Here is a 14,878-nt window from a genome sequence, read left to right as displayed (position 1 = left end):
AGTGACTCTGGCTTTTTATTTCCTAAAAGCCAACAATCAAAGCAAGATTCCGAATTCCTCTCCGTTGCATTTGTAAGGTCATTAAATTATGAAGAAGATATTACTCGGAGCCATGCTTGTTATGTGCTGCTCCAATACATTTGCACAATCGGAACAAGACAAAATCAACAAAGACGTTTGGTACAACTTTATGCAGGCATATCAGGATTTGAATGCCAGCCTTTTCAATTACATCCATACAGACGATGTACTCCGAATACCCATTGATCAAAATCAAATACTAGTAGGCAGGGTGTACAAAGATTCTAATCTCAATATGTTCAACTTATGGAATGAGCGCAAAATCAAACAGCGGATTCAGTTCGGTTTTACTAATCGAATACAAAAGGGAGATTGGGCTTACGAAACAGGCATCTATAGGCTTACACGTTATAATGGCTATACCCCAGAACACCACTATGGCAAGTTCAACGTCACCTTAAAAAAAGTGAATGGCACTTGGAAAATCTACATGGATGCCGATACCAGCGAAAAAGCTACGGTTAGTGAAAGTGATTTTCTTAAGGCAAAAGCACTCCAATAACTAAAATTACAGGTTTTTAAATCAAGTAAAATTCAAATCACTAATTGATCTACTTTTAGTTTATATACTTGTTAATAGACAATTACTTCCGCTAAAATAATTATTTACCCAGTAGCATTAAAAGGAAGATTCTCAATGCTTACAAATTGTCTAAAGGTTAAATCATTTTTAAAACTCAAAAACAAAATCATGAAAAAGTTAATTTTTACAATGGCAATTCTATTGGTGAGTACCATGGCTTTTGCCCAAATTCAAAAAGGAGATATACAGATTACTGGAAATATTGGATACAATAAGACAAGACCATATATAACACAAAATATTCCTTATGAAACTTCAAGAGTAACGATTTCATCAAAAGCAGGAATGTTCCTTTCAGAAACAATAAGTTTGGGGGGTATTTTAGGTTACACAGGTGCTAAGTCTCAAGATTTAAATATATTCAATGTTGGCGCCTATGCTCGCTTCCATAAATCAATAGCAGAAAATTTTTATCTCTATCTCGAACCTTCTTTCTCTTATGGGTTTTCAAGCCGAATTTACGATACAATTGACGCTAAGCTATCTCCAGGAATGACCTACTTTATGTCTCCTAAATTTGCCCTTGACCTGAATTCTGGAATGATAGGTTACTCTAAAAATGTTAGTGGCATAGAAAGCTACAGTTTCAACTTAAACCTATCGAATATCACCTTGGGAGCAAGTTTCTACATTAGATAGTGATTCAAAAATCTCAAACAAAAAGGCCAGACTATCGAGAAATTCTGGCCTTTTTGTGTTTTCTGTAGCGTTATAAAACTACTTATCTGAAATCAGTTTTAAACCCAAACCATTAATATAGTTTTTGTATGCTGCAAAATCATTGCCTAAAAGCGCTTTTACCTTGGCTTCCATTGGAGGAATAGCAGCTTCGATAAGCTTCATTGCCGTTTCATCGTTTTTGGTGATTGGTAGTTGAACTGATTGCATGGCTCCTCTTACCAAGCCTAATTTAGCAGACAGTACCGTTCCGTCACTGTAACTCCCTTGAGGGGCAGGTTTGCTATTGATTTGGTAATATAATTCGTCAATGGCTTTGATCATTTCTTGTCCACGTTTGATTACTGGGTCTGCCACCGATTTTTCTTCTTCTCTCACCCTTGCATTCACTTTTTCAATAGCAGCTTTTGCATTTCGCAAATCGATTGTCATGGAACTCACTTGACTTTGCAACTGATTGTATTTCTCCATAAACGCTCTTTTGGCAATCATATCTTGCATGTTCACTTCCATTCTAGGGTCTGCAAAAACATTCACTTTGGCTTCGCTTTGTTCGTTCTTATAGCTTACGCGAATGGTGTAAGTACCTGGAAAAACATCTGGGCCACGAGAAAAACGGCCAGCCGATGGGTTCGCTCCATCAGAATCTAGCCTCCACTCAAAACGGTTCAAACCATTCTTTGCGTTCTGATTTATAGTTTTTACAACTATCCCTTTGTCATCAAGAATTTCAACCTTAACACGTTCTGTTTTGTCATCTTTCCCTTTAAAGTAGAAAGAGATCATGGCGTTAGGAGAGCGATTGTCGCCTTCAAAAATGGCATCACCAACTAGGTTGGCGCGGTAGCCAAAAGATTCACCGATAAAGGCTTTGTATGCATCTGGCGCATCGAAAGCCTGTACCTGCTTATCAAGCAAATTCTTCATTCCCATGGCCGCCATTGCCCGTAGCGGACGAATATCGTCCAATACCCAGAAAGACCTACCGAAAGTAGCAATCACCAAATCGTGTTCTCTAGGGTGAATCACCATGTCTTGAGTCGGGAGTGTGCCGTAGCCATTGGTCCATTGCGACCAAGTGGTACCTGCATCTACACTTACCCAAAGGCCAAACTCAGTGCCTGTAAACATCAATTTTGGTTCAATCGGGTCTTGTACGAAACTCAAGGTTGCACCTCTCATATCTGTGTCATCAACTAACCTCGTCCATGTACGACCAAAGTTCTTGGTGTGATAAACATAAGGCGTCCAATCATGCATTCTGTGGTTATCTATGACCACAAAAGCCTCTGCGGCATCGTATTCAGAAGGTTGAACTTGCGTAATCCAAGCATTGGCAGGAAGTCCTTTCATGTTGCTCACAACATTGTTCCAGGTTTTACCTCCATCTTGGGTCACTTGAACATTGCCATCATCTGTACCTACCCAAATCACACCTGCTTTCTTCGGGCTTGGCCCAATAGCCGTAATAGTTGTGTGGTTTTCGGCATCTGTATTATCGTAAGTAAGTCCTCCTGATTTGTAGTCTTGTTTAGCGGGGTCATTGGTGGTCAAATCAGGAGAAATGATTTCCCATGAAGCTCCACGGTCGTTGGTTTTATGTAAGAACTGACTGCCGTAATAGGCCACAGATTTATCAATCTTGTCTACTTCTAAAGCCGCATTCCAATTAAAGCGTAAAGCAACTCCTTCTGGGTGAACCGGACGAACTTTATTCATTAAGCCCGTTACTCGATCATAATAATTCAAGTTTCCGCCCTGCCCCATTGACCAGCCATAGCGGTTATCTCTTGGATCGGGTGCCATGTCAAAGCCATCGCCAGTACTCAGTCGTTGCCAGTAAAAATTACGGATTCCGCCCCTGAACCAAGATTGACTTGGGCCTCTCCAAGAACCATTATCTTGCGCTCCGCCATAAATATTATAAGGAATATCATTGTCTACTCTTACATGATAAAATTGTGTTAGTGGAAGGCTTGTCACAAAATGCCAGTTCTTACCACGATCCCTGGTATAAGTAAGCCCACCATCATGGCCATCTAAAATGAAAGTAGGATCTTCTGGGTGAATCCACCAAGCGTGGTGATCGGTATGTACTCTTCCTCCAGAAACAAAACTGCCCCAAGTTTTTCCTCCGTCTTCAGAAACCGTAACGGTAGAATGGATACTGTAAATTCGATTTTCATTGATAGGGTCAACATAGATATCGGCATAGTAAAAAGGTCTTCCACCTATATTTCTATCTCCATCTTTTGAAACTTGCCTCCAATTAAAACCGCCATCATCTGAGCGGAAAATAGCATTCGATTTTGACTCTACATAAGCGTAAACCCTGTTGGGATCAGAAGGGGCAAAAGCCAAACCAATTCGGCCTAAATCACCTTTTGGCAAACCATTTTCAGATGTTCTTCTATTCCAAGTGTCTCCGCCATCTAAACTCACAAATATGCCAGAACCAGCTCCGCCTGAATTAAAAAACCAAGGCCACCTTCTGTGTTCCCACATGGCTGCGATAAGTTTATTTGGATTAGACGGATCAACCACCAAATCAGCAGCTCCCGTTTTCATATCTATGTATAAAGTCTTAGTCCAGGTTTTTCCGCCATCTGTGGTTTTATAAATACCTCGCTCTGGGTTTTCGCCCCAAGGTGTACCTGTAGCTGCAACTACTGCTATTTTGGGGTCATTAGGGTTGAGGATAATACGATGAATACCATTGGTTTTTTCTAATCCTAAAAATTCCCAAGTTCTTCCTTTATCAATGGTCTTATAAATTCCAGCACCATTGTTCATGCTATTTCGTGGGTTTCCTTCGCCCGTTCCTACCCAAATTTCATTCGGATTATTTTGATTAATGGCAATAGAACCGATTGAAGCTGACTTGCCGTCATCGAACAAAACATCCCAAGTGGAGCCTCCATTTTCTGACACCCATAAACCGCCCGCAGCGGTACCAGCGTAAATTATATCTGGATTATTAAGTTCTACATCAAAGGCAGTTATCCTACCACTCGCTCCTGCAGGGCCAATGCTCCTTGGCTTCATGTCTTCCAAAAGTGACATGTCGATTTTTTGGGCAGAAACAGAGCCTAGCAGCCCTATAAAAACGATTAGGGTGAGTAAAATTTTCTTATTCATGATATACTATAGTGGTTGATTAATGGAAAACTAATAAGCACAACTAAAGAATGGAAACAGTATCGGATAGAAGGGGATTGGCCATTTCTTGAACCATATTCTAAAACTTCCGTATATTTGGCCAGCTTGAAAAAATCAGCAACCATATTATTCACTACCCTCTACTTGCTTGCCAGCACCGGAATACTGGTTGGGCAGCATGTTTGCATGGGTAGAGTAAAGGAAGCTGCGCTATTTAAGCAACAGGAAAAAAAGTGCAACATGTCTGCCGAAATGCACAAAAGCATGAAAGACTGTTGTGAGGATGAGTGGTCTTTAACCAAAATTGAAGACGATCAGCATGCCGCTGCTCATTACCAAATTCCTGTAGCTAATTATCATCTGCTTTATGAGATGCCATACAGCGAGTTCCTTGTTATTATGGACGAGAAAGAAGAAAAAGTAGAAGTTAATAATACTGGACCACCTGACATTCCCAAGCTTGACCTCTACATTGCTTACCACTCTCTCAAAATTCCTGCTGCATTACAGTCTTAATCAGCCTTTTCATAGGTTAGGTTTAACTGTGTCTTTTTAAAAAGCCATCTTATTCCATTTTTAATCTGGGATAAAATCTAATTGAATTGATTTGTGCTGATCTGTCCATCTCTTGGGCAAAACCGTCATTCTCTGATTGTAACGCATATTTCAATGATCAATAGACTAATTAAATTCTTTTTAGAAAACCGACTTGTCACTTTTCTTTTTATGGTGGCTTTTGTGGGCTGGGGCTTAGTAACAGCACCATTCGATTGGGATATCAACCTGCCAAAGGCCCCAGTACCTGTAGATGCTATTCCAGACATTGGAGAAAACCAACAAATCGTTTTTACCGAATGGGCGGGTAGGTCTCCACAAGATATTGATGACCAAATCACTTATCCACTTACCTCTTCCCTATTAGGTATTCCGGGGGTGAAAACCATTCGAAGCTCGTCCATTTTCGGAGTTTCTTCCATTTACATCATTTTCAACGAGGACATAGAATTCTATTGGAGCAGAAGTAGAATTATAGAAAAATTGAATTCGTTGCCCAAAGGCCTTTTACCTGATGGAGTACAGCCTGCTTTAGGGCCTGATGCCACTGGATTGGGACAAATTTTTTGGTATACAATTGAAGGAAGAGATGAAAACGGAAACCCTTCAGGTGGCTGGGATCCACAAGAAATCAGAACAGTTCAGGACTACACTGTTAGATATGCACTTGCGTCAGCCGAAGGTGTATCGGAAGTTGCTTCTGTGGGAGGCTTTGTCAAGGAATACCAAGTGGATGTTGATCCGAATGCCATGAAAGGTTACGGAGTATCACTAGATCAAGTGGTCAAGGCTGTCAAGGAATCGAACCAGGATATTGGTGCCAAAACGTTAGAAATTAACCGAGCAGAGTACCTAGTAAGAGGTTTAGGCTATATTAAAAGTCTAGCTGATTTAGAAAATGCGGTTGTAAAGTCAAATTCGAATACACCAATTCTCGTCAAAGATGTGGCCCATGTTTCTTTAGGGCCAATGGCCAGAAGAGGTGCTTTGGACAAATCGGGAGCAGAGGCCGTTGGTGGTGTGGTAGTGGCCCGTTATGGAGCAAACCCAATGGCTGTAATTGATAATGTAAAGCTGAAAATTGAAGAGATTAGCCAAGGGTTACCTTCAAGAACATTAGAAGACGGTACAGTTTCCAAGCTGACCATCGTTCCTTTTTATGACCGTACCAAGTTGATTAAGGAAACCATCGGCACATTGGAAGAGGCGCTAACGCTGGAAATTCTAATTACCGTAGTCGTAGTATTGGTGATGCTCTTTAACCTAAGAGCTTCTATTCTAATTTCCAGCTTGCTGCCGATTGCAGTACTGATGTGTTTTATTGCCATGCGCTATTTTGGCGTAGATGCCAATATTGTGGCGCTATCAGGAATTGCCATTGCCATTGGCACTATGGTGGATGTGGGGATTGTACTCACGGAGAACATTACGCAACACTTGGATGAGAAGAAGGGTCAGCCGCTTCTGAAAACAATTTTAGAAGCGAGTCAAGAAATTGCATCGGCCATTATCACAGCTGTTCTGACTACAATTGTCAGTTTTATCCCTGTGTTCACTTTGCAGGCTGCGGAAGGTAAATTATTCTCTCCTTTAGCTTACACCAAGAGTTTCGCACTCATTGCAGCCATTATCGTTGCCTTGATAATTCTGCCAACAATGGCTTATTGGTGCTTTGGCTTCAAACCTAAAGGCAAAAACCTAAAGTTAGCGCTCAACATCGGACTTATAGTTTTTGGAATCTGGGCCTTAACCCTCTCTTATTCATTTGCGGGATGGGTATTGATTGCCTTCGGTATTTTAAATATCATTCGCCATTTTGTTCCTTCTCTCGGCTTCTTGAAATACGGGTCTATCGCCATTTCTTTATTGGCCATTACCATATTACTAAGCCAAGAATGGATGCCACTTGGGGTTCAAGTAAGTGGCTTAGTCAACTTTATTTTCGTTGCGCTCATAATCGGAATTACCTTAGGCTTTTTTAATCTGTTTATTCATTTCTATCCAAGAATTCTGGACTGGTGTTTACAAAACCGATTGAAATTTCTAGTCATCCCTACCTTCATTGTTTTATTAGGAATTACCATTTGGCAGGGTTTTGATAAGGTTTTTGGCTTTATTCCCACCACTTTCGGTGACTCGGTTCGTACGAACAAAACCTATTCATACCTGAACCACACTTTCCCTGGTATTGGAAAAGAGTTTATGCCTTCATTAGACGAGGGTTCATTCCTATTGATGCCTACAAGTATGCCACATGCGGGAATGGCTCAAAATATTGAAGTGTTGAAAAACTTGGACATGGCGGTAACCGCTATTCCTGAAATCGAATCTGTCGTAGGGAAATTGGGACGAACAGAAAGTGCTTTGGATCCTGCACCCATTTCGATGTATGAAAACATCATCAACTACAAAAGTGAATACCTCACCGGTGAAAACGGAAGAAGACTTCGCTTTAAAAAGGAGGATGGAGAATTTATACGCGATGAAAAAGGCAACTTAATTCCTGATGAAGATGGTTCTTACTTTCGTCAGTGGCGAGACCATATTTCTTCGCCAGACGATATTTGGAATGAAATTGTAGAGGCCACACGGCTACCAGGAGTTACTTCAGCCCCAAAACTTCAGCCCATAGAAACTCGCTTGATAATGCTTCAAACTGGCATGCGAGCACCCATGGGCATAAAAGTAAAAGGGCCTGATTTGGCCACCATTGAGGCATTCGGGTTACAGCTGGAAGATATTCTGAAAGAAGTGCCTTCGGTAAAAGCGCAATCGGTTTTTGCTGAACGAATTGTAGGCAAACCTTATCTGCTTATCAACTTAGATCGAGAGGCATTAGCGCTTTATGGTTTAAGCGTTGTACAAGTTCAGCAGTATTTGCAAGTAGCGATTGGGGGCATGGAACTCTCCAAAACTGTGGAAGGTAGAGAGCGATATCCAATTAGAGTTCGCTACCCTAGAGAATTGAGAGATGACCCAGAAGCACTTAAAAATATTCTTATTCCAACCCCTTCAAATGGGCAAATTCCTCTTGGGCAATTGGCCGGTATAGAGTACACTCAGGGCGCTCAAATGATCAAAAGTGAAGACACCTTCCTTGTGGGTTATGTGATCTTCGATAAGAACACGGGGTATGCCGAAACTGATGTGGTAGAACAAGCGCAAGACTTAATCGATCAAAAAATTGAAAACGGTGAACTGAAAGTCCCTACTGGTGTTTCCTTCCAGTTTGCTGGAAACTATCAAAATCAACAAAGGGCAGAAGCCCGACTTGCCATTGTTATTCCAATTGTATTGGCCGTTATTTTCCTCATCCTCTACTTTCAATTCAAATCAGTACCGGTTACGCTTATGGTGTTTTCTGGAATTGCAGTAGCCTTTGGCGGAGGATTCCTAATGTTAGGTCTATATGGTTGGGATGGATTTCTCGACTTCAGTTTGTTCGGCACCAATATGCGTGACTTGTTCCAAATCAGCCCAATCAATTTAAGTGTTGCGGTTTGGGTAGGCTTTATTGCTCTGTTTGGTATTGCTACTGACGATGGCGTTTTGATTGCCACTTACCTAACCCAATCTTTTGAAGGAAAGGAGAACCTAAATAAAGATGAAATCCGAGCCTTGGTAATTGAAGCCGGAAAAAGAAGAGTACGCCCATGTTTAATGACAACGGCTACCACTTTGCTGGCGCTATTGCCTGTTTTAACTTCTTCTGGAAGAGGCGCAGATGTAATGATTCCGATGGCCATTCCATCTTTCGGAGGAATGCTCATTGCCTTGATTACCCTGTTCGTTGTCCCTGTGCTTTACTCCTATTACAAGGATGTTCAGTTTCGCTCAACATTAAAAGCAAAATCACTATGAACCAGTCATCATTCAATTTTATCTACCATTTAAACAAATATACCGCTCCTATTATTTGGGCTATTCGGTCAATAAGCATTCAACTACTTTCAAGCAGTCAAGTTGCTGTATATCAACGTAAAAGAGCAACTAAACTTTACCTTTGGAAAAATCTTTTTTATATCTGTGGTATATGGATTATGATGGGAATGGGTCTTCGGGCCCAAACCCCTCTTAATGATTACCTCAAAATTGCCGCAGAACAAAACCCTTCTTTAAAAGCCAAATACAATCAATATTTGGTTGCGTTAGAAAACATTAATCAGCAGGATGTTTTGCCAGACCCAAATCTTAGTTTTGGCTATTTCATTTCTCCAGTAGAAACGCGTGTTGGGGCACAACAACTCAGGCTGTCTATTTCTCAGATGTTTCCATGGATGGGCACACTCAAAACAAGAGAACAAGCTGCTTCCATGATGGCCAAAGCCAAGTTTGAAGAGTTCGAAGAAGCTAAAAACCTTCTTTTCCTCAATGTAAAAACTAAATGGCTGGCACTTTTAGAAATTCAGGAAGAAATAAGAATCACTACTGAAAATCTACGAATCCTTCGTTCTTACGAGCCCATTACCAAAACAAAATACGAAGCCAGTTTAGTCTCTTTGGCCGATTTGGTTCGGGTACAAATTACTGTAGAACAATCTGAAACCAGGCTAGAGCTTCTTGAACTAAAAAAATCAAGCCTTTTAGGCGATTTCAATACTTTACTTAACAGGGAATTGAATAGGGAAGTGCTGATCAATGAGTCAATTGAAATCAGCGAACAGCATACTGCCTCACTTGATTCAGCGCTTGTTCATCAGTCAGGAATTAAGGCCGCTCAAGCCAACTTAGAAGCCGTAGAAAGTGAAATAGTTTTATCTGAACTTAAAAGAAAACCGAACATTGGTGTAGGCTTGGATTATGTGATGGTAAACAAACGAACAGACATGAGTCTTCCTGACAACGGCAAGGATGTATTAATGCCTATGGTAACTGTTAGCCTACCTGTTTTTGGTAAAAAGAATCAATCGATAATAAAAGAAGCCGAACTTAAAAAAGAAGTTATTACAGGACAGTACTACGGCTTGCAAAACCAAGTACGTAACGTTTGGAACACTACTGAATTCGACATTCAAACTTCACTTAAAGAGATTGAACAGATTGATAGTGAGATGAATAAAACACAGACATTATTGAGTGTTCTGACTAGTGAATACACCAACGACAACCGCAATTTCGAAGACCTATTAGCCACGCAACAAAAACTATTACAGCTGCAACTGGCAAAAATAAAATCAAAAATTAAACACAGAGAGGCACTTTATAAGAGAGAATACCTCACTGGCTCAACCTTAAACCAATTCAAATGAAGTCTAAAAACACTCCATTCTTAGTCATCACTGTACTGAGTATTTTACTCTATGGGTGTGCGACTAAAGAAAAAGACAAGCCATTTTTCAATAAGCTAGATTTAAAAACCATGGATGGCAAAGCACTGACTGTGGCAGACTTGAACGGGAAAATGGCCTTTGTAAACGTTTGGGCAACTTGGTGTGGGCCATGTTTGAAAGAAATGCCTTCAATAGAAAGGGCTAAAGCAAAATTGGAAAACGAGGGCTATGTATTCATTGCCGTTTCCAATGAAGAGCATGATAAAATAGAAAGCTTCATTGCAAAAAATGACTATACGTTCGATTTTGCCAAGTTAGGAATGGGGCTTGAAGCGCTCAACATATACTCTCTTCCAGCCTCATACATTATAGATGGAGAAGGTAATCTCGTTTACGAACACATGGGCGCCAAAGAATGGGACAGCCCAGAAAATATTTCATTGTTCAAATCCCACCTTAACAATAAACCATGAAAAAGATTTATTCAATTTTAATCATTGCAATTGTTGGTATTACTTCATGCCAACCAGCAAAAGAAGCAGCACCAACAGTTACTAATATTGATAGTCCTGCCACAGAAGGAAGCCAAGAACCAAACCTCTTTACCGATAAAAAGGGGAACGTTTATTTGTCGTGGGTTGAAAAAAAGGAGAAAAAAGCAATCCTATCTTTTTCAAAACTAGAAAACGGACAATGGTCGGCTGCAACAAAAATTTCAGAGGGAGACAACTGGTTTTTGAATTGGGCAGATTTCCCATCCATTGCCGTAAATGAAGACTGGATGGCCGCACACTGGCTACAAAAAAGAACCGAGAGCACTTACGATTACGATGTGCATATCACCACAGCTAGTAATTCTGGAAATAACTGGATGGAATCGTTTATTCCACACAAAGACAACATAGCCGCAGAACATGGATTCGTGAGCATGATGCCTATTGATAAGGACAGAATGATTGCGACTTGGCTTGACGGAAGATTTACCAAAGGTGAAGGACATGAAGGTGCAGATGGCCATTCTATGGGAGGTGGCGCAATGACCCTAAGGGCTGCCATTTTTAACAAGGAGGGAGAAATACTAGAAGAATGGGAATTAGACAACCGTGTTTGCGATTGTTGCCAAACCTCAGTTGCCATGACCGACAATGGCCCGGTGGTAGTTTATAGAAACCGTTCGGAAGAAGAAATTAGAGATATGTCGATTGTACGCTATGTAAATGGCGAATGGACTGCACCACAAATCATAAATGCTGACGATTGGAAAATAGCAGGCTGCCCAGTAAATGGCCCTTCTATTACTTCAAGTGGCCAAAACACTGCCGTGGCATGGTTCACCGCTAGCGGTGGAGTACCTACAGTTAAACTAGCCATTTCGAACGATGCAGGCGCTACCTTCTCTGCTCCAATTATAGTGAGTGAAAAAATAACAAGCGGAAGAGTAGGTGCTACTATGCTGCCAGACCAAACGGTATTGGTAAGCTATATGGAAACAAAAAATGATTTAGCGCAAATCATGTTAGCCCAATACAATCAAAAAGGTGAGTTGCTGCAAATAACGGAAGTAGCACAATCATCTTCCTCCAGAAGCAGTGGATTTCCTGTGCTTACAAGCAGCAGAGAAGACGTTTATATCTCATGGACAGAGATTGGTGATAAGTCGATGGTGAAAACAGCAAAAATTAATTTTTAAGCCGATGAAAGTAAACAAGTCTATAATTATCACAGGCTTAGTAACCCTCGGTTTGGGGCTACTTATAGGAGCACTGTTTTTAGGAGGCAACCGAACCACAACTACCAAGCTTGATGGGCATGCGGGTGATGGCCATCAGCTTGAGCAAACAGCTTCTGGGCTATGGACCTGCTCAATGCATCCCCAAGTTCGGCAGCCAGAACCAGGCGATTGTCCCTTCTGCGGTATGGATTTAATTCCTTTAAAGGAAGAAAGCGGTAGCGATAATCCGAAAATGCTGAAAATGTCGAATGCAGCAATTCAATTAGCCAATATTCAAACTTCCATCATTGGAAGCGGAAATATTGAAGCAGGGTTAACATTGAATGGAAAAGTGAAAGTAGATGAGCGCAGAGTGAATGTGCAGACTACTCATTTTGCTGCTCGAATTGAAAAGCTGTACAAGAACTTTGAGGGCGAAATAGTGCGTAAAGGTGATAAAATCGCTGAGTTGTATTCTCCTGAATTGGTGACGGCTCAAGAAGAGCTTATTGAAGCCAAAAAGGTAGAAAGCTCAAACCCTATTTTGCTTGAAGCAGCACGTAAAAAGCTTCACCATTGGAAACTGAGCATGGAGCAAATTCATGAAATCGAAAACTCAAGTCGCCCCATGCGTACTTTCGACTTATTGGCCGACTATGATGGAATCATCAGTAAAAAAATGGTGAACAATGGAGACCACCTTAATCAAGGCGGAGCACTGATGGAAATCACGGATCTATCTAAAGTTTGGGCGGTATTTGAAGTGTATGAAAGAGACTTGAAAAATTTAAGACTAGGTCAGCAAATTGACTTTACCGCTAGGTCAGTTTCTAGCCAGCAGTTTTCAGGGAAAATAGCTTTTATCGAACCGGTTTTAAATGCAAGCAGCAGAGTTGTAGAAGTTCGTGTAGATATTAATAACGCGAATGGAGCACTAAAACCTGATGTTTTCTTGAAAGGTAAAGTAAGCATGAACTCACAAAGTGATGGTCTGATGGTGCCTAAATCTGCTGTTTTATGGACAGGCGAACGCTCCGTAGTTTACACCAAAGTAAATGAAGAAGGCAACGAATACTTTATGCTAAATGAAGTAACCTTAGGCGATGCTTCAGGCGACTATTATCAAGTAAAATCTGGGCTTTCAAGTGGAGACGAAGTGGTTACCAATGGCGCATTTACGCTAGACTCTGAGTCGCAGCTTAAAGGCAAAATAAGCATGATGAATCCTAGAAAAAACACAGCGGAAACATCTAGTTCTGGTTTTCCTGTAGTCACTTTACCCGAATCAAAAAATTTCAAAAGCCTTGCGGTGGCCCCTTTCCAAAAACAGCTTGGAGCAGTAGCCACAGCCTATATCGACCTAAAGGATAAAATGGTAAAAGGTGAGGCCAATAGTATTAAAAGTTCAGCTGTGAAAATGAAGGAGCAGCTTTCGAAAGTAGATATGAGCCTGACCAAAGGTGAAGCCCATACGCACTGGATGGCCATGCTGAACCCAATGAATGAAAGCCTTAAAAAAATAGAAGGAAGTAACGACAGAGACCAACAAAGGCTACAATTCATTAATCTTTCTAAAGCCCTAATCAATGCCATTGAGTCGTTCGGCACAGACATTAACAATCCACTGTACGTTCAGTTCTGCCCTATGGCAAACGACAACAAAGGAGCGACTTGGATAAGCAAAGACGAGAACATTATTAACCCATATTTTGGAGACATGATGCTGACCTGCGGAAGCGTGGAGTCGGTGATTGGTCAATAGTCAATAGTCAATAGTCAATAGTCAATAGTCAATAAAGAAAAACGAAACAAACATAAAACGATAATGAAAAGAGCAATTCTATTAATCGCATTGGTAGCCACAGTGGTAGCCTGCGGAGGAAACAAAGAAGAAAAATCATCAGCGAAGGTAAACTTGGTAGAAAACTACCTAGCGTTAAAAGATGCCTTAGTAGCCACCGATGGTGCTAAAGCACAAACTGCAGCCAAGGCTTTTTTAGAAGTAAATAACAACGATGCCTTAACAGCAGACTTAAAAACCATTGCTTCTAGCACTGATGTAGCGGCCCAACGCATTGCATTCGAAGGCCTATCTTCAAATATGTATTCAATTGTAAAAGCAAGCGGTTCCGAAACTGTGCTCTATAAGCAGTATTGTCCAATGGCTTTCAACAACAAGGGTGCATATTGGCTAGCAGCGGAAGAAGAAGTAAACAACCCATATTTTGGAGATGTAATGCTTCATTGTGGAAGTGTTCAAGAAACTATCAATCAGTAAAACTAATCTCAAAACTTCGGGATAAAGTAGATCACTTTACTTTATCCCGAAATTATAACGCTACTTTTCCAACCGCTCAATGATTCTTTTCATTTGAGCAATTTCTTTCTCTTGGGCTTCAATAATTTGCTTTGCCAATTCGGCAGTTTCAGGATCTTCGAACGTTGCATTTTCACTTACCATAATGGCCGAAGAATGATGCGGAATCATGGCTTTCATGTACTGTACGTCCTTAATTGGAGTTTGCGTCCTCAATGCAGATAATACAACAATAAACACGATTGCAGCCCCTGAAATAATCACCATATTAAGTCTTTTGTTTTCATACATTCCCCACATAAACAACATCATACTAATAGCCATTGGAGCTACCATCAGTAAACTCATGTAAGTTCGGGTAGTGCTCAGCAAAATATGGTCAATTTCAGCCACGTTTAAAAACATGATCCCGTACATCATTATAAATGAGACGAGCATCATAAATAGAAATTTTATGTAGGGTGACGATTTTTGGTTTGGGTTATTCATAATGACATGATTTAGTTTAAAAACAGTCTATCTAT

Annotated in this window: 11 protein-coding genes; 9 read left to right on the top strand and 2 right to left on the bottom strand. The window is 40.7% G+C overall.

Translation table 11 applies throughout. The features are described from left to right. The first annotated feature begins 88 nt into the window (after positions 1 to 88). Both MB14_RS06785 and MB14_RS06780 read left to right on the top strand, forming a co-directional pair. On the top strand, positions 89 to 583 hold the full coding sequence (locus MB14_RS06785; RefSeq protein ID WP_062590775.1) for a Cif family virulence factor: 495 nt from the start codon (positions 89 to 91) through the stop codon (positions 581 to 583). A 189-nt stretch (positions 584 to 772) separates the two neighbouring features. Continuing rightward, positions 773 to 1,303, top strand: a complete 531-nt coding sequence (locus MB14_RS06780) for a putative outer membrane beta-barrel protein (RefSeq protein ID WP_157716552.1) — start codon at positions 773 to 775, stop codon at positions 1,301 to 1,303. A gap of 78 nt (positions 1,304 to 1,381) precedes the next feature. Here MB14_RS06780 and MB14_RS06775 read toward each other — a convergent pair whose 3' ends face one another. Next, positions 1,382 to 4,480, bottom strand: coding sequence for a VPS10 domain-containing protein (locus MB14_RS06775; protein WP_062590770.1), 3,099 nt, complete (start codon positions 4,478 to 4,480; stop codon positions 1,382 to 1,384). A gap of 126 nt (positions 4,481 to 4,606) precedes the next feature. Here MB14_RS06775 and MB14_RS06770 point away from each other — a divergent pair, with 126 nt between their 5' ends. The 7 genes from MB14_RS06770 (at position 4,607) to MB14_RS06740 (ending at position 14,315) form a co-directional block, all read left to right on the top strand. Beyond that, positions 4,607 to 5,017: an HYC_CC_PP family protein gene (locus MB14_RS06770; protein ID WP_132644120.1), complete on the top strand. Its 411-nt coding sequence runs from the start codon at positions 4,607 to 4,609 to the stop codon at positions 5,015 to 5,017. A 153-nt stretch (positions 5,018 to 5,170) separates the two neighbouring features. Next, positions 5,171 to 8,917 (top strand): efflux RND transporter permease subunit, encoded by a 3,747-nt coding sequence (locus MB14_RS06765; RefSeq protein WP_062590766.1) that lies wholly within the window; start codon positions 5,171 to 5,173, stop codon positions 8,915 to 8,917. After that, positions 8,914 to 10,305, top strand: a complete 1,392-nt coding sequence (locus MB14_RS06760; protein ID WP_062590764.1) for a TolC family protein — start codon at positions 8,914 to 8,916, stop codon at positions 10,303 to 10,305. Before MB14_RS06765 ends, MB14_RS06760 begins: the two co-directional genes overlap by 4 nt. Beyond that, complete coding sequence (locus MB14_RS06755; protein WP_062590761.1) at positions 10,302 to 10,799, top strand: TlpA family protein disulfide reductase; 498 nt, start codon at positions 10,302 to 10,304, stop codon at positions 10,797 to 10,799. Before MB14_RS06760 ends, MB14_RS06755 begins: the two co-directional genes overlap by 4 nt. Next, entirely contained in the window at positions 10,796 to 12,016 is a 1,221-nt protein-coding gene (locus MB14_RS06750) for a hypothetical protein (RefSeq protein ID WP_062590759.1), read from the top strand. The genes MB14_RS06755 and MB14_RS06750 overlap by 4 nt, the downstream gene beginning before the upstream one ends. A 4-nt stretch (positions 12,017 to 12,020) precedes the next feature. After that, entirely contained in the window at positions 12,021 to 13,799 is a 1,779-nt protein-coding gene (locus tag MB14_RS06745) for an efflux RND transporter periplasmic adaptor subunit (protein WP_062590757.1), read from the top strand. Between the two features lie 63 nt (positions 13,800 to 13,862). Then, positions 13,863 to 14,315, top strand: a complete 453-nt coding sequence (locus tag MB14_RS06740) for a DUF3347 domain-containing protein (RefSeq protein WP_062590755.1) — start codon at positions 13,863 to 13,865, stop codon at positions 14,313 to 14,315. Positions 14,316 to 14,375: 60 nt separating this feature from the next. On the opposite strand, the gene MB14_RS06735 is transcribed toward MB14_RS06740, so the two are convergent. After that, the gene (locus MB14_RS06735) at positions 14,376 to 14,795 is read right to left on the bottom strand and encodes a DUF305 domain-containing protein (RefSeq protein ID WP_246032641.1); all 420 of its coding nucleotides are present in this window, start codon (positions 14,793 to 14,795) and stop codon (positions 14,376 to 14,378) included. Positions 14,796 to 14,878: the final 83 nt, after the last annotated feature.

Source organism: Roseivirga ehrenbergii, assembly GCF_001593005.1.
Taxonomy (GTDB): domain Bacteria; phylum Bacteroidota; class Bacteroidia; order Cytophagales; family Cyclobacteriaceae; genus Roseivirga; species Roseivirga ehrenbergii.
This window is presented reverse-complemented; position numbering and strand designations above follow the sequence as displayed.

Excerpts from the sequence above, each read along its gene's own strand:
- MB14_RS06785 (WP_062590775.1), top strand. The coding sequence starts at position 89 with ATGAAGAAGATATTACTCGGAGCCATGCTTGTTATGTGCTGCTCCAAT.
- MB14_RS06780 (WP_157716552.1), top strand. The coding sequence starts at position 773 with ATGAAAAAGTTAATTTTTACAATGGCAATTCTATTGGTGAGTACCATG.
- MB14_RS06775 (WP_062590770.1), bottom strand. The coding sequence starts at position 4,480 with ATGAATAAGAAAATTTTACTCACCCTAATCGTTTTTATAGGGCTGCTA.
- MB14_RS06765 (WP_062590766.1), top strand. The coding sequence starts at position 5,171 with ATGATCAATAGACTAATTAAATTCTTTTTAGAAAACCGACTTGTCACT.
- MB14_RS06760 (WP_062590764.1), top strand. The coding sequence starts at position 8,914 with ATGAACCAGTCATCATTCAATTTTATCTACCATTTAAACAAATATACC.
- MB14_RS06755 (WP_062590761.1), top strand. The coding sequence starts at position 10,302 with ATGAAGTCTAAAAACACTCCATTCTTAGTCATCACTGTACTGAGTATT.
- MB14_RS06750 (WP_062590759.1), top strand. The coding sequence starts at position 10,796 with ATGAAAAAGATTTATTCAATTTTAATCATTGCAATTGTTGGTATTACT.
- MB14_RS06745 (WP_062590757.1), top strand. The coding sequence starts at position 12,021 with ATGAAAGTAAACAAGTCTATAATTATCACAGGCTTAGTAACCCTCGGT.
- MB14_RS06740 (WP_062590755.1), top strand. The coding sequence starts at position 13,863 with ATGAAAAGAGCAATTCTATTAATCGCATTGGTAGCCACAGTGGTAGCC.
- MB14_RS06735 (WP_246032641.1), bottom strand. The coding sequence starts at position 14,795 with ATGATGCTCGTCTCATTTATAATGATGTACGGGATCATGTTTTTAAAC.